Origin of the sequence: Pseudomonas sp. B21-054, assembly GCF_026016345.1 — a bacterium.
Lineage (GTDB): Bacteria > Pseudomonadota > Gammaproteobacteria > Pseudomonadales > Pseudomonadaceae > Aquipseudomonas.
In genome coordinates this window covers 578,162-601,250 of the sequence record NZ_CP087204.1, presented here as the reverse complement: position 1 = coordinate 601,250, position 23,089 = coordinate 578,162, and the positions used below count along the sequence as shown (strand labels likewise).

The 23,089-nt window shown below is 60.7% G+C and carries 21 protein-coding genes; 4 read left to right on the top strand and 17 right to left on the bottom strand.

Going from position 1 to position 23,089, the window contains the following annotated elements; genetic code table 11:
* The first annotated feature begins 1 nt into the window (after window position 1).
* Genes LOY70_RS02615 through LOY70_RS02605 form a run of 3 tightly spaced genes read left to right on the top strand, consistent with a single transcriptional unit; the run spans window position 2 to window position 2,986 of the window.
* Window positions 2–1,177, top strand: coding sequence for an NAD(P)/FAD-dependent oxidoreductase (locus LOY70_RS02615; RefSeq protein ID WP_265033056.1), 1,176 nt, complete (start codon window positions 2–4; stop codon window positions 1,175–1,177).
* Window positions 1,174–1,986 carry an aldo/keto reductase gene (locus LOY70_RS02610; protein WP_265033054.1) on the top strand — a complete coding sequence of 271 codons (813 nt, stop codon included), beginning with the start codon at window positions 1,174–1,176 and terminating at the stop codon, window positions 1,984–1,986. The genes LOY70_RS02615 and LOY70_RS02610 overlap by 4 nt, the downstream gene beginning before the upstream one ends.
* Before the next feature lie 34 nt (window positions 1,987–2,020).
* On the top strand, window positions 2,021–2,986 hold the full coding sequence (locus LOY70_RS02605) for a metal ABC transporter ATPase (RefSeq protein WP_123345157.1): 966 nt from the start codon (window positions 2,021–2,023) through the stop codon (window positions 2,984–2,986).
* Window positions 2,987–2,988: 2 nt separating this feature from the next.
* Here the strand turns inward: LOY70_RS02605 and LOY70_RS02600 are convergent, their stop codons facing one another.
* The 8 genes from LOY70_RS02600 to msbA all read right to left on the bottom strand — a co-directional run bounded on the left by LOY70_RS02600 (window position 2,989) and on the right by msbA (window position 11,985).
* Window positions 2,989–3,795 (bottom strand): hypothetical protein, encoded by an 807-nt coding sequence (locus LOY70_RS02600; protein WP_265033051.1) that lies wholly within the window; start codon window positions 3,793–3,795, stop codon window positions 2,989–2,991.
* A 73-nt stretch (window positions 3,796–3,868) separates the two neighbouring features.
* Window positions 3,869–4,570, bottom strand: a complete 702-nt coding sequence (locus LOY70_RS02595) for a hypothetical protein (protein WP_265033049.1) — start codon at window positions 4,568–4,570, stop codon at window positions 3,869–3,871.
* Window positions 4,567–5,550 carry a glycosyltransferase gene (locus LOY70_RS02590; RefSeq protein WP_265033047.1) on the bottom strand — a complete coding sequence of 328 codons (984 nt, stop codon included), beginning with the start codon at window positions 5,548–5,550 and terminating at the stop codon, window positions 4,567–4,569. The genes LOY70_RS02595 and LOY70_RS02590 overlap by 4 nt, the downstream gene beginning before the upstream one ends.
* A 106-nt stretch (window positions 5,551–5,656) precedes the next feature.
* On the bottom strand, window positions 5,657–7,078 hold the full coding sequence (hldE, locus tag LOY70_RS02585) for a bifunctional D-glycero-beta-D-manno-heptose-7-phosphate kinase/D-glycero-beta-D-manno-heptose 1-phosphate adenylyltransferase HldE (protein WP_265033046.1): 1,422 nt from the start codon (window positions 7,076–7,078) through the stop codon (window positions 5,657–5,659).
* Window positions 7,079–7,167: 89 nt separating this feature from the next.
* A complete protein-coding gene (gene cysC, locus LOY70_RS02580) occupies window positions 7,168–7,767 on the bottom strand; it encodes an adenylyl-sulfate kinase (RefSeq protein ID WP_409201641.1) in 600 nt (199 codons plus the stop codon).
* Between the two features lie 72 nt (window positions 7,768–7,839).
* The gene (locus LOY70_RS02575; RefSeq protein WP_265033044.1) at window positions 7,840–9,258 is read right to left on the bottom strand and encodes a PIG-L deacetylase family protein; all 1,419 of its coding nucleotides are present in this window, start codon (window positions 9,256–9,258) and stop codon (window positions 7,840–7,842) included.
* 16 nt (window positions 9,259–9,274) lie between these two features.
* Window positions 9,275–10,171: a GNAT family N-acetyltransferase gene (locus LOY70_RS02570; protein ID WP_123415041.1), complete on the bottom strand. Its 897-nt coding sequence runs from the start codon at window positions 10,169–10,171 to the stop codon at window positions 9,275–9,277.
* Window positions 10,165–11,985: a lipid A export permease/ATP-binding protein MsbA gene (msbA, locus tag LOY70_RS02565; protein ID WP_265033041.1), complete on the bottom strand. Its 1,821-nt coding sequence runs from the start codon at window positions 11,983–11,985 to the stop codon at window positions 10,165–10,167. The genes LOY70_RS02570 and msbA overlap by 7 nt, the downstream gene beginning before the upstream one ends.
* 122 nt (window positions 11,986–12,107) lie before the next feature.
* Here msbA and LOY70_RS02560 point away from each other — a divergent pair, with 122 nt between their 5' ends.
* Window positions 12,108–12,761, top strand: a complete 654-nt coding sequence (locus LOY70_RS02560; RefSeq protein ID WP_123345177.1) for a toluene tolerance protein — start codon at window positions 12,108–12,110, stop codon at window positions 12,759–12,761.
* A gap of 3 nt (window positions 12,762–12,764) precedes the next feature.
* Here LOY70_RS02560 and LOY70_RS02555 read toward each other — a convergent pair whose 3' ends face one another.
* The 9 genes from LOY70_RS02555 to waaC all read right to left on the bottom strand — a co-directional run bounded on the left by LOY70_RS02555 (window position 12,765) and on the right by waaC (window position 23,089).
* Complete coding sequence (locus tag LOY70_RS02555; protein ID WP_265033038.1) at window positions 12,765–14,117, bottom strand: hypothetical protein; 1,353 nt, start codon at window positions 14,115–14,117, stop codon at window positions 12,765–12,767.
* Window positions 14,118–14,328: 211 nt separating this feature from the next.
* Entirely contained in the window at window positions 14,329–15,234 is a 906-nt protein-coding gene (locus LOY70_RS02550) for a glycosyltransferase family 2 protein (RefSeq protein WP_265033036.1), read from the bottom strand.
* On the bottom strand, window positions 15,227–16,975 hold the full coding sequence (locus tag LOY70_RS02545; RefSeq protein ID WP_123345184.1) for a carbamoyltransferase: 1,749 nt from the start codon (window positions 16,973–16,975) through the stop codon (window positions 15,227–15,229). The genes LOY70_RS02550 and LOY70_RS02545 overlap by 8 nt, the downstream gene beginning before the upstream one ends.
* A gap of 194 nt (window positions 16,976–17,169) precedes the next feature.
* Window positions 17,170–18,621, bottom strand: coding sequence for a lipopolysaccharide kinase InaA family protein (locus LOY70_RS02540; protein WP_265033033.1), 1,452 nt, complete (start codon window positions 18,619–18,621; stop codon window positions 17,170–17,172).
* Window positions 18,621–19,373 (bottom strand): lipopolysaccharide kinase InaA family protein, encoded by a 753-nt coding sequence (locus LOY70_RS02535; RefSeq protein WP_123415035.1) that lies wholly within the window; start codon window positions 19,371–19,373, stop codon window positions 18,621–18,623. The genes LOY70_RS02540 and LOY70_RS02535 overlap by 1 nt, the downstream gene beginning before the upstream one ends.
* Window positions 19,370–20,104, bottom strand: coding sequence for a lipopolysaccharide kinase InaA family protein (locus tag LOY70_RS02530; RefSeq protein ID WP_265033030.1), 735 nt, complete (start codon window positions 20,102–20,104; stop codon window positions 19,370–19,372). Before LOY70_RS02530 ends, LOY70_RS02535 begins: the two co-directional genes overlap by 4 nt.
* On the bottom strand, window positions 20,104–20,910 hold the full coding sequence (gene rfaP, locus LOY70_RS02525) for a lipopolysaccharide core heptose(I) kinase RfaP (protein WP_265033028.1): 807 nt from the start codon (window positions 20,908–20,910) through the stop codon (window positions 20,104–20,106). Before rfaP ends, LOY70_RS02530 begins: the two co-directional genes overlap by 1 nt.
* Entirely contained in the window at window positions 20,910–22,031 is a 1,122-nt protein-coding gene (locus tag LOY70_RS02520; RefSeq protein ID WP_265033026.1) for a glycosyltransferase family 4 protein, read from the bottom strand. The genes rfaP and LOY70_RS02520 overlap by 1 nt, the downstream gene beginning before the upstream one ends.
* Window positions 22,031–23,089: a lipopolysaccharide heptosyltransferase I gene (waaC, locus tag LOY70_RS02515; RefSeq protein WP_265033024.1), complete on the bottom strand. Its 1,059-nt coding sequence runs from the start codon at window positions 23,087–23,089 to the stop codon at window positions 22,031–22,033. The genes LOY70_RS02520 and waaC overlap by 1 nt, the downstream gene beginning before the upstream one ends.

Genomic DNA, 23,089 nt, shown 5'->3' with positions numbered 1-23,089 from the left:
CATGCCATCCGTTATTTCCACCGACGTTCTGATTGTCGGCGCCGGAGTCGCCGGCCTCTGGCTAAATGCGCGCCTGCGCCGCCAGGGCTTTTCGACCGTGTTGGTGGAAAGCGCCAGCCTCGGCGGCGGGCAGAGCGTCAAATCCCAGGGCATCATTCATGGCGGCGCCAAGTACGCCTTGCACGGGGCGCTGACTGGCGCCTCGGAAGCCATCGCCGACATGCCACGGCGCTGGCGCGAAGCCCTGAAGGGCGAAGGTGAACTGGACCTGTCCGGCGTGCGCCTGCTGTCCGAGGCCCATTACCTCTGGTCCCCGGGCACCCTGGCCGGCAACCTCACCAGCTTCTTTGCCAGCAAGGCCGTGCGTGGGCGCGTCGATCAGGTCAAGGGCGAGCAACTGCCGCCGGCCCTGCAAGACAAGCGCTTCAAGGGCAAGGTCTATCGCCTGGCCGAACTGGTGGTGGACGTGCCCAGCCTGATCGCGCGCCTGGCGGAACTGGCCGGCGATAGTTTGCTGGCCGGGCAACACATCGAACCGCTGCGCGAAGGTGACGAACTGGCAGGCCTGAAGGTGGATGGCCGCGAGATTCGCGCCCAGCGCATTGTCCTCAGTGCCGGGGGCGGCACCGCCGACCTGCTCAAGGCCCTCGGCCTGGACCAACCGGCCATGCAGCGCCGACCGCTGCACATGGTGTTGGTCAAGGGCCCGAGCCTCAAGCCACTCTACGCCCACTGCCTGGGCGGCGGACCAAAACCACGGGTCACCGTGACCACCCACCCGGCCGCTGACGGCCAATGGGTCTGGTACCTGGGTGGCGACCTCGCTGAAGGCGACGCTGTGGCCCGCGAGCCCGCCGCGCAGATCGCCGCGGCCCAGAAAGAACTCGGCCAGTTGCTGCCCTGGGTCGATCTCAGCAGCGCGCAATGGGCCACGTTGCGGGTTGATCGCGCCGAACCGTTGCAGTCCGGCCTGACCCGCCCGGACAACGCCTTCCTCGCCGAACAGGATCGCCTGCTGGTGGGTTGGCCGACCAAACTGGCCCTGGCCCCGGATTTCGCCGATCGAGTGATCAGCGCGCTGCAACGCGATGGTCTGAAGCCAAGCCACCCAGCCCCACTGCCGGACCTGCCAAAACCGCCCATGGGCGTGCCCGCCTGGGAGCAATTGCTGCCATGAGCCAACCGACCCTGCACGACTTCCATCGCCCACTGGGCCAGACCGGCCCCATGGTTTCCCCCTTGGGCCTGGGCACGGTCAAACTCGGACGCGACCAGGGCGTCAAGTATCCCAGCGGTTTCCAGATTCCCGACGACGACGAAGCACGCAGGCTGCTCAAGCTGGCGCGCGACCTGGGCATCAACCTGATCGACACCGCGCCGGCCTATGGTCGCAGTGAGGAACGCCTCGGCCCGTTGTTGCGCGGCCAGCGTCACGACTGGGTGATCGTCAGCAAGGTCGGCGAGGAATTCAGCGACGGCCAGTCGCGCCACGACTTCAGTGCCGCTCATACCCGATTCTCGGTGGAACGCAGTCTCAAGCGCCTGGAAACCGACTGTATCGACCTGGTACTGGTGCACTCCGACGGCAATGACCTGGCGATCCTCAACGACAGCGAGGTCTATCCGACGCTGGCGGCGCTCAAGCGCGAGGGCAAGATCGGCGGCTTCGGTTTTTCCGGCAAGACCGTCGACGGCGGTTTGAAAGCCTTGGAGCAAGGCGATTGTGCGATGGTCACCTACAATCTGAACGAACGAAACGAGAAGGCTGTCATTGACTACGCAGCCGAGCACGGCAAAGCGATCCTGGTGAAGAAGGCCCTGGCCAGCGGTCACGTCTGCCTGAGCCCGGGTGTGGACCCGGTCCGTGCCAGCTTCGAACTGTTGTTTGAGCATCCCGGGGTCGCCAGTGCTATTGTCGGCACCATCAATCCGCTGCACCTCGCCCACAACGTCTCGACCGTCGCCAAGGTCCTACGTAAAAACTGACGCCGCCCCGCGCGGCATTAAGGAAGGAGCCGACATGCCGCGTACGCTCATCAGAAAGAACCCAAGCAACTTCAAGACCCTGCCCCTGCTCGTCGAAGCGACACCCGAAGGCCTGACCTACCAAAGCGTCGGGATGCCGTTGAATTTTTCCCAGACCTTGCAACGTCGCCGCCCGGTGACGGTGGACGATGCCGAGCGTTTTTCCCTGGAGCTGGCGAACCTGGGCGTCTCGGTGCGCCTGACCCTGCATTGGCAGAATCGCGACTATTGGGTACTGGTACGCCAGCGGCGGCAGGATCGCGGCGACGTGGTACTCAAGCTGATTTCCGGTTACGTCCCGGCCCACGAATTGAACCTGCCGCTGCTCACCGCCATCAATGAGATCGCCGAAGAGTGCCTGCTGGAAACCCCGGAAGGCTGGCTCGGCGGGCGCTTCAACGACACCTGGCTACCCGCCCCCTACGCCAGCGCCCTGCATTACCGCGAAGCCTTGCCGTTTCGCCTGACGCCGCTGTCGGGCTCGGCCCGCCCGGTGCGCAGCGCCAACCTGCAGTTGATCGAACGGCCACGGGCCTACGTGCATCTGCCGACGGCGTCGTTGCAGCTGATTTACGATTTGCGTCTGGATGTGCCCAAGGAAGCCAAGTCCCTGAGCCTGTTTCACGTCGATGAACGACTGGAGGGCGATCAACTGGTGGCGCGTCTGGATCGCAAACGACCGGACTTGTACCTGATGCCACTTGAAGACGGCAAACCGATAGGCGAACTGTATACGCTCAAACGTGATCAGCTGGTTGCGGCCAGTACACGAGGCCTGCACCTGGCTGAAAGCTTCGCCAGCCAAGAAGGCTGGGTGGTTCGCGACGAGCGCATCCGCTGGAAGGATTGGCTCGTCAAGCAGGGCCTGGTCGTGCACCCGCCTCGTCGCCAAGGCCTGACCAGCTTGCACAAAAAGGCTATGGGGCTGATGCGCATGGTTCGCGGAACGCTGCACAAGTAGCGTCAGCTGGAACGTCGTTTATCTACGTAGGTGCGCCAGCGCGCGAACAGATGGAAGTAACGGTTCTCGCGCTTGCCCATACCGCGTTTGGGCGAGAACGACTCTTCGGCGAAAGTGCCATTGATCCGTACCCGTGACGCGGTGGTCGGCAGGGTGCAAACCCTGACCCGCGCCTGCTGCAAAGCATATTTGAGCAGCCGCTCGGAATGCAGTTTCCTGCCCGTTGCCTCGCAAAAATCGAAAATACGTTCGATACGCTTGCCGTAGGCCCGGTAGGCATCACGTCCGCAGATCGCAAAACGATCGTTCAAGCCCCCCCACCATTGCCAATCCGGAATGTAGGCATTCAACCGGCGCGCATCAGGGTGAGCGAACACATAAGCGGGAAGCGCTGTGTGGTAGAAATTGTCGGGACGCACGAACACGACGAAATCCGGATCAAACGGTTCCATCATGGCCGTCACGGTATGCAGGGAGTTGAGCTGGTAGATCAGGTTTCTGAGCGAGGCGTGTTCGTCCGCCCAGGTATCGCCCAAGGCCTTGACCCGTTCGAAGTCCCAACGCTCCAGAACCCCATGGGTAGGGTCGAGCCGACCGGTCATGGTGCTGAACGGTGCATAGTTGTCGGCGTTCAGCTCACCTTGCTCACCCGAGCGCGGGTTTTGGATTTCATCGATCTTGTACAGGTGGTAAAAACACTGCACCTCGCTGCCCGCCGGGATTTGCGCCAGGACGTTTTCTCGAATAGAAGGAAAGCAGATCTCCGAATTTCTCGGGATACCAAAAAAAGCCACCGCAACTTTCAACACGCATCCTGCCCCTGTCGTAAAAAGACTCGCTCCCGATGGCAACGCATCAGGCGCTTGACCCCGCCAATCTGACTCAACGGCGACGAAACCAGCCTTGCCACCAACGCCTGCGCTGCAACGGCACGACGGTCACATCAGCCTTGAGCAACCACTGTCGCTCGTAATCCCAGGCGTGCCCCCCCCAGAGTTTTCCCGCTTCATTGGAAAAGCCCAAGGTCATGATTTCATAGGTATAACCCAAATGAGCGCGCAGCCAATCGAACAGCACCAGCGCATTGAAGCCCGTGGAGGGACCGACATAACGCTTGCCACCCGGCCTGTCGACCGGGTAGTTCCACAAGGGCGGCAACGGGATACGCTCCCGATACAGAGCCACGCCCGGCACCGGGGACATTTCCCCGGTGCACCCCACCAGCATGGTGAAACATCGCGCGCCGGGCAGCTCGAACAATCGCTGCACCTCGGGGTTGCAAGGCAGGCCGAAGAAATAGGCATCGGGGGCATTGAAACCGTGCACGAACACATTAACGCTCTGCGGGCTGAGCAGCGCCGATTTCACACAGGTGTTGAACGTCACGACCACATCATCGCTACCGATATCGAGCGCCTGGAAGTCGGCTGCCGTGATCGCCGGATTGTTCGCCACCAGCACCACTCGCGATGCCCGGCCCAGGCAATCCTTCAATGCCTGCGGCAGTGCACCGACTACCGATTGATCTCCGCCAGGCAGCAGATCAAGCGCCATTTCAGCGGTCCCAGACGAACGCTCATTCATGTCGTCTGCTCCGGCACCTTCATACCATAGCGAAGATTGACCCACCAACGAATGAGCGCCGAGGGTGCCTGCCAAGGGCGCATCTCACGCTGGATTTCAGTGGCCAGGGCCTGCCCGACACGAGCAAACGAATACCGGCTCTCGGCAAAAGCCTGGCCCTTGGCGGCGATGCGCGCCGCCAGTGCCTGATCCCGTTGCAGCAACTCCAGCTTCTGCACCGCTTCGTCTTCGGAGCGGTAGAAAACGATGTTCTCCATGTCCTCGAAACCGAGCAACTGATCCTCCTCGCCCTGACTCCAGGCAAGGAGCACGCAACCGCAGGCCATGGCTTCGAAGTTCTTGATCATGAACTCCCCCATGCCCAGGTCGGCGCTGACGAAGATCTTGATGCGATTGAGGGTTTCCAGATACTCACTGCCCGACTGGGTCCGCGTCACGAGCATGCCGGTGCGTCGAGCCAGCGATTCGAGCAAGGCTTTGCGTCGGGCATATTCGGTGCTCTTGAGGCTGCCGAGGAAACCGGCGGGAATATCACGAACGCCGCCAATATTGTGCAACATCTGTTCGTCATAGCCCTTGGAAACGAACACCGCATCGATACCCTCGGCCTGCATCCGGCGGGCCACCACGGCTCCCGACACCAGCGCGCGGCAACTGGGTAGACGGCGGTACAACCGCGAGTAAACGCCTTTGTACTTACTTTCGGGCATGTAGTTCTGATAAGCGTCGTGCTCGAGAAAGATCAGCCCAGGGATGCACTTCAACACGCTCAATTGCGGGGCCAGGCGTTTGACCCGGGAGAAAATCACCACCCGGTCGAAATCTTCGTAGTTGACCGACGCGAGGAACCGGCCCAGGTTCAACTGCTGCTGCTTACTCAGACGATAGATGGTGCAGTCGTCGCAGTTCTCTTGAACGACCGCGTACAGTCGATCAAGGATCACACGCTGTTCATCCATCACCAGGAGCATGACTTTCATAAGTTAATTAACCACGAAACAAAAGAAAGCAAGACCAATGAACAGGCTCGATCCGGGGAGGCAGTGCTTGCCGTGTAAGCCTTCCCGGGGGTATGGCGTGGATCCATCAACGGTTGCGGATCTTTTCGACAATGGCTGTCGTCGAGCTGTTCTCTACCAACCCCAACACCTTCACAGTGCCGCCGTAGGACGCGACGATGTCCGCCCCGACGACCTGATCGATCCCGTAGTCACCGCCCTTGACCAGCACATCCGGCTTGACCTGGCGCAGCAGGTTTTCCGGCGTGCCTTCGCTGAAGCTGATCACCCAGTCCACCGCGCCAAGGCCGGCCAGGACCGCCATGCGCCGGTCGACACTGTTGATCGGGCGACCCGGCCCTTTGAGACGACTCACGGAGGCGTCGTCATTGACCGCGACGATCAGGCGATCGCCCTGGGCCCTGGCCTGCTCAAGGTACGTCACATGGCCAGCATGCAGAATATCGAAGCAGCCATTGGTAAACACGATTCTCTCGTTGTGGGCACGGGCATCGTCAACGGCCAACAGCAATTGCTCCAGGCCCAGGACGCCGCGCTCGGAACCTTCTTCGCGCTGGATGGCACGCCGCAGTTCCGGGGCACTGATGGCCGCGGTACCGAGCTTGCCAACGACGATACCCGCCGCGAGGTTCGCCAGGGCTACCGCATGGGGCAATTCCTCGCCGGCGGCAATCGCGGCGGCCAGGGTGGAAATCACGGTGTCGCCGGCACCCGTCACGTCGAACACTTCACGGGCACGCGCCGGCAAGTGCAACGCGGGGTGATCGGGACGCAACAGGGTCATGCCATGCTCGCCACGCGTCACCAGCAGGGCACCCAGATCGAGGTCGTGCATCAACTGCGCGCCTTTGCTCACCAGGTCGTGCTCATCGACGCAACCACCAACAATGGTTTCGAACTCGCTGAGGTTCGGCGTGATCAGGCTCGCCCCACGATAGATGGAAAAATCCTTGCCCTTGGGATCGGCCACGACCGGAATGCCGCGGGCGCGGGCGGCCTGGATCAGCACCTGATGGTTTTTCAACGCACCTTTGCCGTAGTCCGACAACACCAACACCTTGATGCCTTCGAGCAGACGATCAACCTCGGCACCGAGGGCCAGGGGATCGGTGGCGAAAGGTTCTTCGAAGTCGATCCGCAGCAGTTGCTGGTGACGGCTCATGACCCGCAGCTTGACGATGGTCGGCTGGTGCGCAATGCGTTGGAATATCGCTCGCACGCCCGCGCCCTTGAGGCTGTTGGTCAGGCTGTCGGCAGCTTCATCGTCACCGGTCACGCCCACCAGGGAGGCCGGCGCGCCCAGGGCAGCGATGTTCAGGGCAACGTTGGCAGCACCACCGGGACGGTCCTCGATGTGCTCGACCTTGACCACCGGAACCGGCGCCTCAGGGGAGATCCGTGAGGTACCGCCATGCCAATAGCGGTCGAGCATGACATCGCCGACCACCAATACAGGGGCTTGATCGAATCGCGGCATGGACAACTTCATGGAGCATCCCACATACAAAATGAACAGGGCGGGGATATTAGCACAGGGTTGGCGCAAGGCTCGTCCATGGCAATAAACGGATGCACCGCTCAGCTTTGCAGCAATTCAACGAGGCGGGCGCTGGCTGCGGCCAACTCCAGTTCGCAGGTATTGATCACGCACTCAGGTGCCAGTGGCGCTTCATACGGACTGTCCAGCCCGGTAAAATTCTTCAACCGCCCCGCGAGCGCCTCCCGATAAAGACCCTTCGGGTCACGCTGGGCACAGACTTCGAAAGGGGTGCTCACATAAACTTCAAGAAAAGTACCCGGGGCAAATAATTGCCGTGCGATCTCACGATCGACCCGAAACGGGGAAATGGCCGCGACAATCACAATCAAGCCCGCGTCCACCATCAACCGGGCCACCTCGGCAATACGCCGGACATTCTCTTTGCGTGCCTCGGGCCCCATGCCCAAATCGCGACACAAGCCCTGGCGCAGGTTGTCGCCATCGAGCAGGCAGGTGTGCAAGCCCTGTTCGTGCAGCCGTACTTCCAGCGCGTTAGCCAATGTCGACTTGCCCGCCCCGGAGAGCCCGGTCAGCCAGAAACACTGCGGTCGCTGAGACTTGATCATCGCTCGGGCCCGCGGGGAGACCGTCTGTGCGCGTGACGAAGTAGACGACTGCTGCGACGACACCTCTGACATCCTGTCCATACCGAGCATCTCCAGAATCGAAATCGCCGTAATGGTCATTTCAACCGATCGCCGACCTGAGGGTCAATGGTCATCCGACCGTGAGACGTCGAGGGAACGGACCCAGAAAAGCTCATGCCGGCGCACTGCCTTGCGGAAAAACTCATCTTCCCCCAAGCGAGGCCAGCGACGTCCGGCCAGCAGCCGCTGGATCATTCGGCGCAGCCGCCGCTTGAACGGCGGGCGGCCTTGCAGGTCGTGCTGCATGCCCAAGGCCATAGCCTTGTCCATCCGAGTGGACTCATCCAGCAAAGGGCTCCATAACCCATCGGCCGGCAACGGCTCGATGGTCGGCGGCAGGGCAATGCCATAACCCGCCGGCCCCATGGGCCAACGATCATTGTCGTGCAGATGATTGGCATAGAGCAGCAACGTACGCGGACGCCAGCTACTGAGTTCAATCGCCTCCATCAACGCACGAGTGCTGGCGACATGATCGCTGTGGGGGTCCAGTTCAGGATGAGGCGTCAGGACGGCTTCGGGTCGATGATGCTCAAGCAGACGCACCAGATCAGCCACCAGGTTGCGCCAGGACGGTTCACCATCGACATCCCCCGGCAAACTCAAGGCATTGAAACGACGCACACTACGGATATCGTTTTCGCCAGACTCCAGGGAACCGAAGCTTTGCTCTGGTTGCCCAGCCATGGCATTCAATTGCAGGCAGTAGTACCCCAACTGCGTGCATTGCCGTTGTGGCACGCCGCCCCACAGGGGGATAGCCAGGCTGTCCCAACTGCGTAGACGCCCCTTGAGCCGAGCAGCCTGAGCAGCATCCAGGCCCATGTCACGATACCTTTCGGCCTCGATTTCACCTTGGGTCAGCGTGACGATAGCCACCTCGGACGCTCGGCTATAAAGACCGAAAGCCGCGAGTTCGGCATCGTCCGAATGGGGCGCGATGATGAGCAAACGTTGCTGGCCAAAGTCTGGACAGCTCAAAACATGTAGCGTCGCCTGCGGCGCCAGACTGCAAAAACGCCCTCGTATTTTCAGGCCTCCAGCCATCAATACCGCATCTTGTCCGGACAGGTTGAGAAAGCGCTCGCCCGCGACACCGCGCTCCAGATCCTGCCGGTCGTCGCCAATCCAGACCTGCGGATCAAGGAAACGCCCCAGCCAGTGGCTCTTGACCCGTATTTGCAAGATCAGGGTCCGCCCCGCATCGAACTCACCCGCCACTTGCAGGACGCCATCGACCAGCGTCGCGCAAAACTGCGGCGTACCCTCCGGAAAGTCGTAGCGATAATCATCGCCTGGAGCGTAGAACAAATGATCGGAAAACCAGGCTTCATGCACGACCCAGCCCAGCAGCAGACACAATGGCAATGGCCACCAAGCCACAAGAATACCGAACAGCAGCGCGATGAATAATGCACCGATCAGTAGTATCCGTTTGCGTTGGCGGTGGCGTTTAAGCAACTGCTGCTTGCGTCCACTCATGACTGCCTGACCTCATTCACACCTGATAAACCGGAACCCGGTGACACCAACGATCCTTGTATTCGCGATCGGCGCGGCCGAAGGAATACCGCAGGGGCTTGCCCAGCGCCCGCGCCTCTTCCCATGCCGCTTGGGTGTTGACGAAGCTGAGCACGCTGCCGGGGCTGAATTCGCGGTTTTGTGGGTCCACCCCACCGTTGATGTACTCCAGGCTGACCCACTTGGGCGCCTCGACCCGATACAGAATCTGCACGGCCATCGGCTCGTCATTCAGATAAACCAGCGAACCGGTCATGAATTCGCGCAACAGGCTGAACACTTCTGTCAGGTGGGCCTTTGCCGGTGTCTCGAAGTTCCAGCGGCGCTCGAACAGGTCGGCATAGATGGTCGCCTGTTCGCTGGCGCTCAGTTCCAGCATCGGCCGGATGCTTCCGCCGGCCTCTTCCAGCAGACGCTGTTCACGGCGCTGGTTGTAGCGGAACTTCTTGCTGTAATCCTCAGGCTCACGAGCCAGCGCCAGCCCTTCAGGCTGGGCCTTGAGGGTGGTGACATTCGCCGCATTGTGTTCCGAGACGTAACGCATGCGCTGGCGCACCGGGACTCGAACGTTCTCGGCGATGGGAAGGATGACCTCCGCATTACCCAGGTCGAACACGCCGCGCTTGCCTTCGCGCTTGAGTACTTCCTTGGACAAAGCCAAATGCCTACCCCAGCATGGGATCGCCGCAACCAATTGGCCATCGCGTTCCCAGCCCAGATACCGGACCGGCAGCCCGGCAAGCCCGGCAAGGCGTTCAACCACCTCGGGATGCGTAGCCACGCTGCCGCCGAAACGATGCCAGGCCTGGGCATAAACCGTGGAGTCGATCGGTGTCCAGCCGCGTTCACGCCACCAGCGCAGCCCCCTCAGCATATTCCGACCGAATGCGTGTCGGCTTCGTCATCGCGCTCTTTGAAGTTGCGGGCATGCAGGCGCGAATAGAAGCCGTTCATCGCCAGCAAATCCAAGTGGGTACCGCGCTCGACGATCCTGCCTTGGTCCATGACCAGAATCAGATCGGCCTTTTCGATGGTCGTCAGGCGGTGCGCGATCACCAGCGTGGTCCGGTCGGTCATGGCGTTATCGATAGAAGCCTGGATGTGGTGCTCCGACTCGGTGTCCAGGGCGGAAGTCGCCTCGTCAAGGATAAGAATCGGGACGTTCTTGAGCAGTGCCCGCGCAATCGCGAGACGCTGCCGCTGGCCACCCGAGAGCAGTACGCCATTTTCGCCAACCAGGGTTTCGTAGCCCTGAGGCATCGTCACGATAAACTCATCGGCATACGCCGCTTTCGCCGCCGCTTGAATATCGGCCAATGGCGCACCCGCCAAATCGCCATAGGCAATGTTGTTCGCCACCGTATCGTTGAACAACGTGACCTGCTGGTTCACCAAGGCGATCTGACGGCGCAGGCTGCGCAAGGTCAAGTCCTGGATGGGCACCCCATCAAGCAGGATCTGCCCTTGTTCATGCTGATAGAAGCGCGGTACCAGGTTGGCCAGGGTCGACTTGCCGCTACCGGAACGTCCCACCAGCGCGACCATCTGCCCGGCCTCGACGACAAAGCTGATGTCATCGAGCACCGGTTTGTCGGAGCCTGGGTACTTGAAACTCAGGTTGCGGACTTCCAACCGGCCGCTGACACGATCGATGAAGAGCGTGCCCTGGTCGACTTCCGGGGTCTCATCCAACTGTTCGAAGATACTTTCGGCGCCGGCCACACCTTTCTGGATGGTCGAACTGACTTCCGACAGCTGGCGGATCGGCTTGGGTAGAAGTCCCGCCATGGTGATGTAGGCGACCAGATCACCGGCCGACGCATCGCCACGAAGGTAAAGAACCAGAAACATGACGATGGCCATGCCTATGTAGGTAACCAGTTGCAGCATCGGCGTGTACACCGCGCCGGTCTTGGTCATCTTCAACTGTTTGTCGGTGTTGCTCTGGCTGGCGCGCTTGAAGCGGTTCTTCTCGTACTCTTCACCGCCGAAACTGCGCACGACACGATACCCCTGGACCGTTTCGGACACCACGTGAGTGATGTCTCCCATGGCCACCTGGATCTTCTTGCTCTGCTTGCGGAATTTCTTGCTGGTGCTGTTCACCATGATCCCGATCAAGGGCAGGATAGCCAGCATCACCAGCGTCAGCCGCCAATTCATCCACAACAGCGAGGCGAACAGGAACACCACTGTCAATCCTTCGCGGATGACGACTTTGATCGCATCCGTCGCGGCGCCGGTGACCATGGTGACGTTGAAGGTGATGCGGGAAATCAGGTGCCCGGAGTTATGACTATCGAAGTAGCGGTTGGGCAATTCCAGCAACTTGTTGAACAGCACCACGCGCAGGTCATGGACCAGTCCCAGGGAAACCCTGGCGAGAAAGAAGTTGCCCAGGTAGGACCCGACGCCCTGCCATAGCGCAATGATCACAATCATTATCGGTACAGCTTGAAGCAGTTGCAGGTCCTTGAGGTACGGGTTGTTCGGAAAGAGACTCGCCTCCGGGTTCGCCAAGCCGTCGACGAAGTACTTAAGGATGTAGGCCAGAACCGGCTGGGTCGAGGCGAAGATCAAGAAGCCCAGGATGCTCAACAAAAACAGCCCCACGTAAGGGCGCACATAGGACAACAGGCGGAGATAGATCTTCAGCGTCGACTGAGCGGGAACATCAGGATTGCTCATGGGAATCCGTACTTTGAAAAAGAAGCAATGCTACCACATCCCTCCGCCCCTTTAATGAAGGCCGCGACAGGTCAATCCGGGCCAAGTCGGTTAAGATGCGGGTCAATTTTGGGGGATGACGAATGCAAACACTCAATCACTCTTCCTACCTCGCGCTTCGCGAAGGTGCGAAAGTGCTCGAGGCTGACGGCAGCGGCGACAAGGTACTGTTGCTGCGCGACGGGCGCTACCTGAAACTGTTCAGGCGTAAACGGCTACTCACATCGGCACTGCTACGACCATACGCTCGGCGCTTTGCCCACAACACCGATGCCTTGCTCAAACGTGGCATACCCTGCCCCACCGTACTCGGTGTCTACCGGATAGCCAGCATCGCCCGCGACGCGGTGTACTACAGCCCACTGGAAGGCAAGACCATCCGCCAATTAAAGGCCTCCGTGGAAGACGCGGATGCCTTGCGGTTCGAACTCGGCACTTTCATCGCCCTATTGCACGAGAAAGGCGTGTACTTTCGCTCATTGCATTTTGGCAATGTGGTGCTGACACCTGAACACACCCTGGGCCTTATCGACATTGCCGACCTGCGCTGCCAGCGTCGTGCGCTGAGCAATGGCAAAAGGCTGCGCAACTTTGCTCACGTGTTGCGCTACAAGGAGGATCGCCACTGGCTGCTCGAACGGGATGGCGGCACCGCCTTCATCGAAGGCTACAGCCAAGGCCTGCCAGCCAATCGACGAACATCGCTGACGAATGCCTTGCGCCTGTTACTGGCGTGAAGCTCAGGAACCGATGACCAGCACCGTAGCGCCTTTGCGATTGGCAAATCGGGCGATGACTTTGCGCTTGTGCTGCGCCAGCCACTCCACCAGCCACGGCTCGTTTTCACGGGCCTCGATCAGAAAATAACGAAACTCACCGGCGTGTTCGGTCATCGCCTGCTCACGGGTCAACACTTGCAACGAGTACCCTCGGCCGGCGTAGTAGCTGATGCGTCCGTCTTCGAAGTATGCCGGGGCGCCTGCTTCCGTATTTGCCGCCATCCAACGGCCGGCCTCCACGAAGTGTTTTTTTCCAGGGCCGGTGGAGATCACGTTGGAGAGCATCACCAACAAACCCAACACTACGACGACCTTGCCCAGGCGTGGAAACTGGCCAACGAAGGCCGACAGTCCCAGAGCCAGGAATGGCATGCACAATAGATTCAGGAAGCTCATGTACCGTGCATTCATGAACTGCTGGCGCAAGAAGAACACCAGCAACACCAATACGTACAACAACGCCGCCCAGGCAAATGGACGATAGTCACGCCAGTACACCCGCAATACACCCCAGTTGCGCCGCAGGACAAAAGGCGCCGCAAAAGGCCCCATCAGCTTGACGAATGTGATGGTCAGCGTCGCCAGAATACCGAAGAAAATGATCCGTCCCGCCTCGTCCTGAGAGTACTTGGAGGTCAGGGAGTTGGCGAATTGCTCGCTCAGGACGTTGAACGAAGCGAAAACCGTGCGGACATCGATCATGCTCAGGTAGGCAGCCAGCCGGGGCGACGAAAATATGTCGAGCATGGACAGCGCGATGCCCCCCGCCACCACCGGAACCAGACTGAACTGGACGAAACGCTGGCGCTGCGTGGACGAAAACAGGTTGGGCAACTGCCACAGCCACAGCGCGGGAAGCAGCAGAATCGCTTCCAGACGGAACAGTATCGCCGCGGCAATAGCCAAATGGATGATGCCGGCGCGAACCCAACCGCCGCGCGCCTGCCAACGCAGGGCCAGCCAGAACGTCAGGGCACAGAAAAACCAGAAGCCGAATTCACGAATGATATCGTTTCGAAAAGCGTTGACCGCCGGCATCGCCAGCATCACCAGGCAAGCCCAACCGGCAGCGTGTGGCGTCTGTCGGCGGACGCAGTCCACCATCAGCGCGCAGGTGCCGGCAAGAAACAGCCCGCACCAGAGATAGGCGCTCAGTTCCAATGGAAGGTGCAGAGCGAAGTGTGTAGCGGCAAGGAGAAAGGAAAACCAGGGCCAGTCGAATGACTGCCAAGCGACTTTGGCTCCCTGCTGGGTAACTTGCTGGGCGATATCGATATACAGCGCGGCGTCACGCCCGACCGTTGCCGTCCCCAAAACGGCGATCAGCGAAAGCAGCAGGCTCCCCCAAAATGCAACCTGGACAGGATACTTGGAAAATACTTGTCGAACCCGGGCTCTCACATCACCGCCACGATCAACCACTGAACCCCCTTAAAAAATCAAACCTACACCATGCAAGGCTATCCAAGCCCGATGGCTCGTGGCAGCACAAAAAGCCACTCAGGCGCTCGCCTGGAGTTGCTGCCTACTTGATAAGCAGGCGCGCCGCCTTTCGCGTGTAAGACCAGCGCATGACGGTGCGCCAATCCGTCTGCAACGCCTGCAGGTAAAACTGCCTGGCCAGCTTGTATCTACCGCCAACATAACAGTCGCGAAACAACGACAGGCAACGCTGCGCCAAAAAACGCTGACGCAAATCATGCAGGTCCGCCGGCATGCGCTCAGCAGAAAAGACCTCGTCGACAATGTCCGTACCCGCGGCAAGACTTTGGATCAGGTCATTGCGCATGCTGTCGGCATGCTTGTGAATATAGGCCAGGGGCAGATCCAGAGCCGTGCAGGGAAATCGCGCCAGCACCTGAGCAAACACGGGAATATCTTCGACGTTACGAAAGCGTTCGGGATAAGTTCCGGGGCCGAACACCTCCCGGTGCATCGCGCAAGCGCCGTTGGAAATCGGCAGTGTTTTGTCCAGCAGATACCCACGGACCCTCTGGCGCGCCGTGGCCGGCAAATGTTTCATGCAATGCAAGCTGCGCTTGCCACCTGGGAACACCGACCAGTATCCGCCGATGATCATCCGGCTTTCAGGATGCAGGTCGATATGCTGTTTCAGTACCGCCAACGCATTTTCCGTCATCTCGTCGTCGGCATCGAGAAAAACCAGGAAGTCTCCAGTGGTTTCTTCTATGCCCCGATTCCGAACGGAAGATAACCCGCCATTAGACTTGCGCAGGAACCGAAACCGCCCGGCATGCTTGATCGACAACGCCTCCAGTACCTGCGGCGTCGTATCAGTGGAACCATCATCGATCACCAGCAACTCAGCCTGGGCATCCCCCAACTGTTTCATCACCGAATCGACCGCCCGCGGCAATGTTTCAGCGTAGTTGTAAGCAGGGATGACGACGCTGATCAGCACCTCAGTCATAAGCATCCACGCCGTCTTTGACCACCAGGATGTCTTCCATGATCAAGTATTGCAGGTCGGAACCATAGAACATGTTCAGCGCGTCGGTCGGCGAGCAGATCATCGGTTCGCCACGACGGTTGAGCGAGGTGTTCAAGGACACACCGTTGCCGGTCAGGACTTCCAGGGCCTTCATCATGTCGTAGTAACGCGGGTTGTACTCACGCTTGAGCACCTGGGCCCGGGAAGTGCCGTCTTCATGGACGACTTCCGGCACGCGGGTCTTCCACTCTTCAGCCACTTCGAAGGTGAAGGTCATGAACGGCGCCGGGTGATCGACCTTGATCATCTGCGGCGCAACGGTATCGAGCATGGACGGGCAGAAAGGCCTCCAGCGCTCGCGGAACTTGATCTGTTCATTGATGCGATCGGCCACGCCGCTGGCGCTCGGGCAACCGATGATCGAGCGACCACCCAAGGCCCGCGGGCCAAATTCCATGCGACCCTGGAACCAGGCCACCGGGTTGCCGTCGACCATGATCTTGGCGATGCGTTCGGGGGTGTTGTCGATCTTGCGCCAGGCCGGCTTGCTCGGATGACGGGCGCAGGCGGCAATCACGTCTTCGTTGCTGTAGGCCGGGCCGAGATAGACGTGCTCCATCTTCTCCACTGGCACGCCACGGGCATGGGACACATAAGCCGCCGCGCCCACCGCAGTGCCGGCGTCGCCGGAAGCCGGTTGCACGAACAGCTCCTTGACGTCGTCACGGGCAATGATTTTCTGGTTCAACTTGACGTTCAAGGCACAGCCGCCGGCGAAGGCCAGCTTGCCGGTTTCCTTGAGCACGTCACCCAGGTAATGGTCGATCATTTGCAGCGCGAGCTTCTCGAACAGCGCCTGCATGCTGGCCGCGTAATGGATATACGGCTCGTCGGCGATGTCGCCTTCGCGTTTCGGGCCGAGCCATTCGATCAGCTTCGGCGAGAAGTAAAAGCCTTTGCCCTTCTCTTTATAGCGACGCAGGCCGATCACGTTGGCGTAGTCGGTGTTGATCACCAGCTCGCCGTTTTCGAACGAGGCCAGGCGCGAAAAATCGTACTTGCTGGCATCGCCGTAGGGCGCCATGCCCATGACCTTGAACTCGCCGTCGAGCATTTCAAAACCCAGGAACTCGGTGATCGCGCCATACAGGCCACCCAGGGAGTCGGGGTCGAAGAATTCCTTGATCTTGTGGATCTTGCCGTTTTCGCCGTAGCCAAAGAAAGTCGTGGCGTATTCGCCCTTGCCGTCGATGCCCAGGATCGCGGTTTTCTCCTGGAAGCCCGAGCAGTGGTAGGCACTGGAGGCGTGGGCCAAATGGTGCTCGACCGGCTCGATCTTGATTTTCTTCGGATCGAAGCCCAGTTGCTCCAGGCACCAGACGATCTTGCGGCGATAACGCTTGTAACGACGGTTGCCCATCAGGATCGCGTCGAGGGCGCGGTCCGGGGCGTACCAGTAACGTTTGGCGTAGTGCCAGCGCGCCTCACCGAACAGGCTGATCGGGGCGAAGGGGATCGCCACCACATCGACGTCGGAAGGCTTGATGCCGGCCTGCTCCAGGCAGAACTTCGCCGACTCGTAGGGCATGCGGTTCTTTGCATGTTTATCGCGTACGAAGCGCTCTTCCTCCGCCGCCGCGATCAGCTTGCCGTCTATGTACAGCGCTGCGGAAGGATCATGGCTAAGGGCGCCGGACAGGCCAAGAATCGTCAATGCCACAGGGGTCAAGCCTCTTATGTCTGCATACGGGCGACAAGCGCCACGAAAAAATTGATGTGCCGCGTGCCGGAGCGCGAGGCAGCTAAAGGGCGGGATTATAGCGTAAAAGCGACCTTAAGCCTCTAGCGGTGAGTGGCGGACCGCTGTCCGGTGTTAACGGGGAAGGCAAAGCACCGCTCCCTTGCCACAGGACTCTACGGGGCGCTATCGACTGTTTTCGGCACCCGTTGATCAATCACCCGATACAACGCACTGCCCTCCGGCCAATTACGCATGAACCGCGCGCGATCACGGGCGTAAGCCGGAGCGAAGCTGGCGTGGGTGCGGTGCTGGCACATGGAATCCAGGTCAATCAGTGCCCAGCGGTCGTGTTGCCAGAACAGGTTGTGGCCCTTGAAATCGCCGTGGCTGATGCGCTCACGGATCAGGTCGGCGAACAGTCGGTCCAGCGCCAGCAATTCGGGCTCAGGGGCATCACCGCTTTCCATGTAGGGGCCGAAGCGTTCGATGATGTCGGGCCCAGGCAGGTATTCAGTCACCAGGTACGCACCGCGACGCAACCACAGGAAACGCTTTTCCAGCAATGCCAGCGGCTTGGGCGTGGCGATGCCGAGGAAGGCCAGGCGGTGGCCTTCGCGCCAGGAATGCCAGGCACGGCTCGGGCGCCAGAAGCGCTTGAGCCAGTGGGCGAAATTCTTGATGTTGTAGCGCTTGATCACCAGGGGACGGCCGTCCACTTCGACTTTGCCAACGCTCGCCGCACCACCGGTCTTGTACAGGTGCCCCCGGTCAAGCAAGGCATCCGCCTGTTCCAGCACCGGCGTCATGGCCACCTCTTCATCACGCCGGATCGCCCGCAGGCCGAATGCCCCACGCCGCACGCTGAACAGGCTGCACTCGCGCCCAACCTTTTCCAGGAAGTCCTTCAGGCGCCAGGCGTGGACCTTGTCGATCTGTTTTTGCAGCGCCTCCATGGGCAACGCGTGTTCAGCGTTGCCCAACAGGTAATACACCAACAGTTCTTCATTGAACGGTTCGAGGGATTTGGGCAACTGGGCGAAAAACACCCCCAGGTTCTCCAAGACCTTTTGCCGTGACAACGGCTGGCCCGGGGTTTCGGCGCGAATGCCGGCGCCGTCGATCAAATAGAGCTTGCCGTCATGGCGCAGCAGATTGTCCAAGTGCAGGTCTTCTTGCCACAGGCCTTTGCCATGTAATTGCGCGATGGCACCCAGGGCTTCGGCCAGCACTGCGGTTTGCTCGTCGGCCAGCAATGGCAGATGCTCGACCTGTTTCCAGGCATCCCCCAGGCTCTCGACGCCTTCGAGCAATTCGAACAACAACCAGCCACCCTCACCTTCTTTCAGGCCATCAGCCAGCAACAGCGGCGTGGTCAGGCCTTGGTCCGCCAGCAGGCGCACGCCTTGCAACTCCCGCTGAAAATGCCGGGCGGCCTTGCTGCCCACCAACAATTTGGCCAATACCGGCCGCCCGCGCCAGATGCCCGCACCGACGTAACGCTGCCCCGGCAACACCCGCAACAGCGAAAGCAGCTGTAACTGCGCCGGGCCGGCGGCATCGGCCAGTTCCAGGCTCAAGGGCAGGCCGGGGCTGCGGCCGACGTTCTTCAATTCGGACAAGTACATCAACGGGCTTCCTTATGGCTGCGCCGGGCGGTCAGGCGGTTCATCCAACTGTCGACCAGACCACTCTCGAGTGGTTGGTCCAGATAGGAGGACAGCAATTGGCGCACATCGTCGTGACTCCAGATCGAGGCGCGGCGCAGCAAAGGCTCCAGGTCCTTGATCCGATCTCGCTGGCCAAACAGCAACGGCCGAGTCTTTTCCAGGTCGATCAATTGCGCTTGATAGCCGCCATCGGTGGCTTGCAGAAAGATGTGCTTGGGGTAGAAGCAACCGTGCACCTGATGCTTGGCATGCAGGCGCCTCGCCAACTGACCACAGGCGTTCAGGATGGTGGTGCGTTGCGCCGCGGTCAGGATGGGCCAGCGTTGCACCAGCGAATCCAGGTCATCCCAACCATCCAGGGCACGAGTCAGCAGGATGGCCCGCACCTCGCCATCCACTTTGCGCTGACCATAAAACACCGCTTGCAGGGCCGGAATCCCCAACTGACGGTACCGACTGATGTTGCGAAACTCCCGGGAAAAACTCGGCTCGCCCAAAGGGTGGGACCAGGTTCGGGTCAGGTAATTACTCTGGCGCTTGAGGTAATAACCCTGCCCTTCCAGCTCCAGCCGAAACACGCTGCTCCAGCCGTCGCCCAAGGTATTGGGCTCATCCACCGCGTCCAATTGCCGCGCCCAAAGGGCCTCGAAGCTGTCCAGGCCATGGCGTTGCAACAACGCCCGGTCTTCAGCGGCCAGAAAATCAGTCATTCACGCCCCTCGAAAAATCTCACCACGTGACGGATGCGCTTCTTGTCACACGCATCGAGCCGGTCGCGCTGACGGTATTGCAGGTAAAAACGCAGGCGTTGGGTGGCCGACAAGTGGTACTTGGCCACTTTATCCAGGCACGCCAGGTCTTTGGTGATGCGGTACTTGAGCCAGAAACCGCGCCAGAAATCACCGTTCGGGCAGTCGATCAGGAACAGCTTCGATTGGTCATCGATCAGCAGGTTGCGCCACTTCAGATCGTTATGAGTGAAGCGGTGCTCATGCATGGTCCGGGTGTAAGCGGCCAGTTGCCGGCTCACCCCGTCGACCCAGCCCCGGTCCGCCAACCTCGAATCATGGCGATCAGCCAGGGCCGAGAGGTCTTCGGTGTGAGGCAGTTCGCGGGTAATCATCGCGCCACGGGCATAGGCGGCGCCGTTTCGCTCCAGGCCCCAGGCAACGATTTCAGCCGTGGGAATTCCCCATTTGGCGAAGCGCTTGAGGTTTTGCCATTCGGACTTGACCCGTGGCTTGCCCAGGTAGCGCCGCAAGCCTTTGCCGGCCCCGACATAGCGCTTGACGTAATAATTCACGCCGTTGCGCTGCACCCGGATCACCTCTGAGAGCGGGTCCCGCGTCAGACGCTCGCCTTGGAGGGCGAACACGGCCTCGAGGCTTCCGAAATCTTGCGCCAGCCCGGCGTAGGCCGGTTCCAGTGTCCAGCCCGACATCAGAGCGCATCCCCATACCGCTGTTTGCGGGCATACAGTTTGCTGGCCTTGCCTTCGAGCCAGCTCAGCAACGAAGCCTCTTCGGCGAGGATCCGGCGCAGCGGCTGCTGGAAGTAGCCCTTGAGGAAACGCAGCTTGTCGCGGCGAGTCAGGCCGATGTCCAACGCCGAGAAATACAACGCGGCCAAGTCTTTGTTGCGCCAGCGAGTGGTGATGGCCGGACGGGTCTGGGCGCGGTGCAGGTCGATCACCGAAAGCTTGAAATCCCCCGGTGTCACCGGTTTGTCAGTGTGCAGCAAAAAGTGGCAGATGTAGCAGTCACGATGGTTGACGCCGGCACGGTGCATCATCCCGGTCATGCGGGCGACTTCGGCGATCAGGGCATGCTTGAGCGCCGGCGGCGGTGGTTGCTTGACCCAATCGATGCTGAAGTCTTCGAGGCTGACGGTCGGCGCCAGTTCTTCGGTGACGATGAAGGAGTGCTGGTCCGCCGGATTGCTGCCCTTTTCGCCATACGCGACGGCTGTCATGGTCGGCACGCCAACTTCCTGCAAGCGCTGGATAGCCTTCCATTCCTGTCCCGCGCCCAGTACCGGTAGCTTGGCGGTCAGCAGGTTCTTGAAAATTTCCCCCCAACCGATGCCGCGATGGATCTTCACGAAAAAGCCGCGACCGTCCACCTCCGTGCGCAAGGTGCGCCGGGCTTCCAGTTCGCGATAGACCTCGCCCTTGAGCGCCTCGACTTCGGCGAACGCATCGCGCCCGGCCCAAAGGCTCTTGAACGGTTCGGCCAGCATCAACTTCATTATGCGTGCTCCGCCAATATCACATCGGCCGCGTGCTGCGGCATGCTGTAGAGGTCGGCCGTCTCGGCGAAGGCCAGACCGTTGCGGCTCCAAGCCGCCCGTGCGTCGGCGTCGCTCAACATGCGTCCCAGGTACTCGGTGAGCTGTGCCTGTTCGAACGGCTCGTCGAGCACCAGGCCGCTGTCGGCCTCGGCGATGTAATGGGCGTACCCGCACACTGCGCTGACCAGCACCGGCAACCCGGCCACCAGCGCCTCGAGCAGCACGGTGCCGGTGTTCTCGTTGTAGGCCGGATGGATCAACAAGTCGGCCCCCAGCAGGAAACGCGGGATGTCGCTGCGGCCCTTGAGGAACTGTACGTTGTCGCCCAGACCCAGCGCGGCACTCTGCAGTTGGAATACCTTGGGGTCGTCCTGGCCAATTACAAATAGTCGGGTGCGTTTTCGCAACTCGGCTGGCAACGCGGCCAAAGCCTTGAGGCTGCGATCCACGCCCTTGGTCTTGAACCCGGAACCGATCTGGACCAGCAGCAGGTCCTCGTCGGCCAGCTCGAATTCGGCACGGAACGCGGCGCGGATCTGGTCGGCATCGGCGGGCCGACGACGGTCCTGGGCGATGCCGGGAGGCAACAGGTGGAAGCGCTCCAGCGGCGTGTCGTAGTGCTTGATGAACAGCGGCTGCTGGACTTCGGAGATCATCAGCACCTCGGTCTTGGCGTCCTTGGCGAACACCGCCCGCTCGTACTCGGCGAAGTGCCGGTAGCGGCCCCAACGCCGATACAGCGAATTACGCAGGTTCTGTGCCTTGTCTTCGAAGCAGCCGTCGGCGGCGTAGTACACGTCCAGGCCGGGCATTTTGTTGAAGCCGATCAAGCGATCCACCGGGCGCTTGGCCAGGTCGGCTTCCATCCATGCACTGAGTTTCTCGTTGCGGCGATGGTTGAACAGCGCCTTGACCGGCGCGACCAGCACTTCGAAGCCGGGCGGCACGTCACCTTCCCAGATCAGCGTGTAGACACGGATCTGGTGACCGCGCTGCTGGCACTCCAGGGCGATGCGCATGAAGTCACGCTGCAGGCCGCCAAAGGGGAAATACTTGTAAAGGACAAAAGCCAATTGCATCAGCGCGGCTCCTCAGCCAATAACGTGCTCAGGTGGCTGGCAACACGCTCGGGGTTCAGACGCGTGAAGCACAGGGGCTGCTCGCGTTTCAGGTCAAACCGACGGGCATCTTCGGCGGTCGGCGGGTAAGTGCACTGCTTTTGCATGCAGGGTGCACAGGGAAAATCGCTGGCGAGGTGTACCTGGCCTTTGCCGTAGGCTCCCGTCAGCACCGGATTCGTCGGACCGAGCAGCGAAATCGTCGGCACGTCCAAGGCCGCGGCCAGGTGACCGAGCCCCGTGTCCACGGCCACGCAAGCCTGGGCGCCGGCGAGGATCTTGCCCATTCCCCCCAGATTCAGCTTCGGCAGTACCAGGGCATTGCGTAACCCGCTGGCAATGCGTTCGGCCCGAGCCTTCTCGGCTGGGTTGCCCCACGGCAGTTTTACCACCACGCCGAACTGCCCCATGCGCTCGGTGAGCTGGCGCCAATAGAGTTCGGGCCAGTGCTTGGACTCCCAGGTCGTGCCATGCAGGAACACCACGTAGGGATAAGGGCGTGGCAATTCCACCAGTCGGTCGATGTCGAGGCCATAGCTGCCCTGGGTTTGCGGCAAGTCATAGCCCAGCGCCAGGGCGAACAACTGGCGCACGCGCTCGACCGCATGCTGACCACGGGCCACCGCCAGGCGCCGGGAATAGAAACGCGCCGCCAAGGGCTCCCGGGCCGAATCCTTATCCAGGCCAGCCACCGGGGCCTTGACGTAACGGGTCAGCCAGGCACTTTTCAACAGGCCCTGGGCATCAATGACCAGGTCGTACTTTTGCGCGCGCACGCTCTGCTTGAAGCGTCGCCATTCGCCGCTCTTGATGGTCTGCCAGAGGTTCTTGCGCCAGCGCCGGATCGCCACCGGGATAATCTTGCCCACGGCCGGGTGCCAGGTGGGAATTTCGGCGAAGCCTTCTTCCACGACCCAATCGAACTTAATGCCAGGAATCGCCCGCGCCGCGTCAGTCAGCGCGGGCAGGGCGTGAATCACATCCCCCAGCGAAGAGGTCTTGATCAGCAATACCCGCAA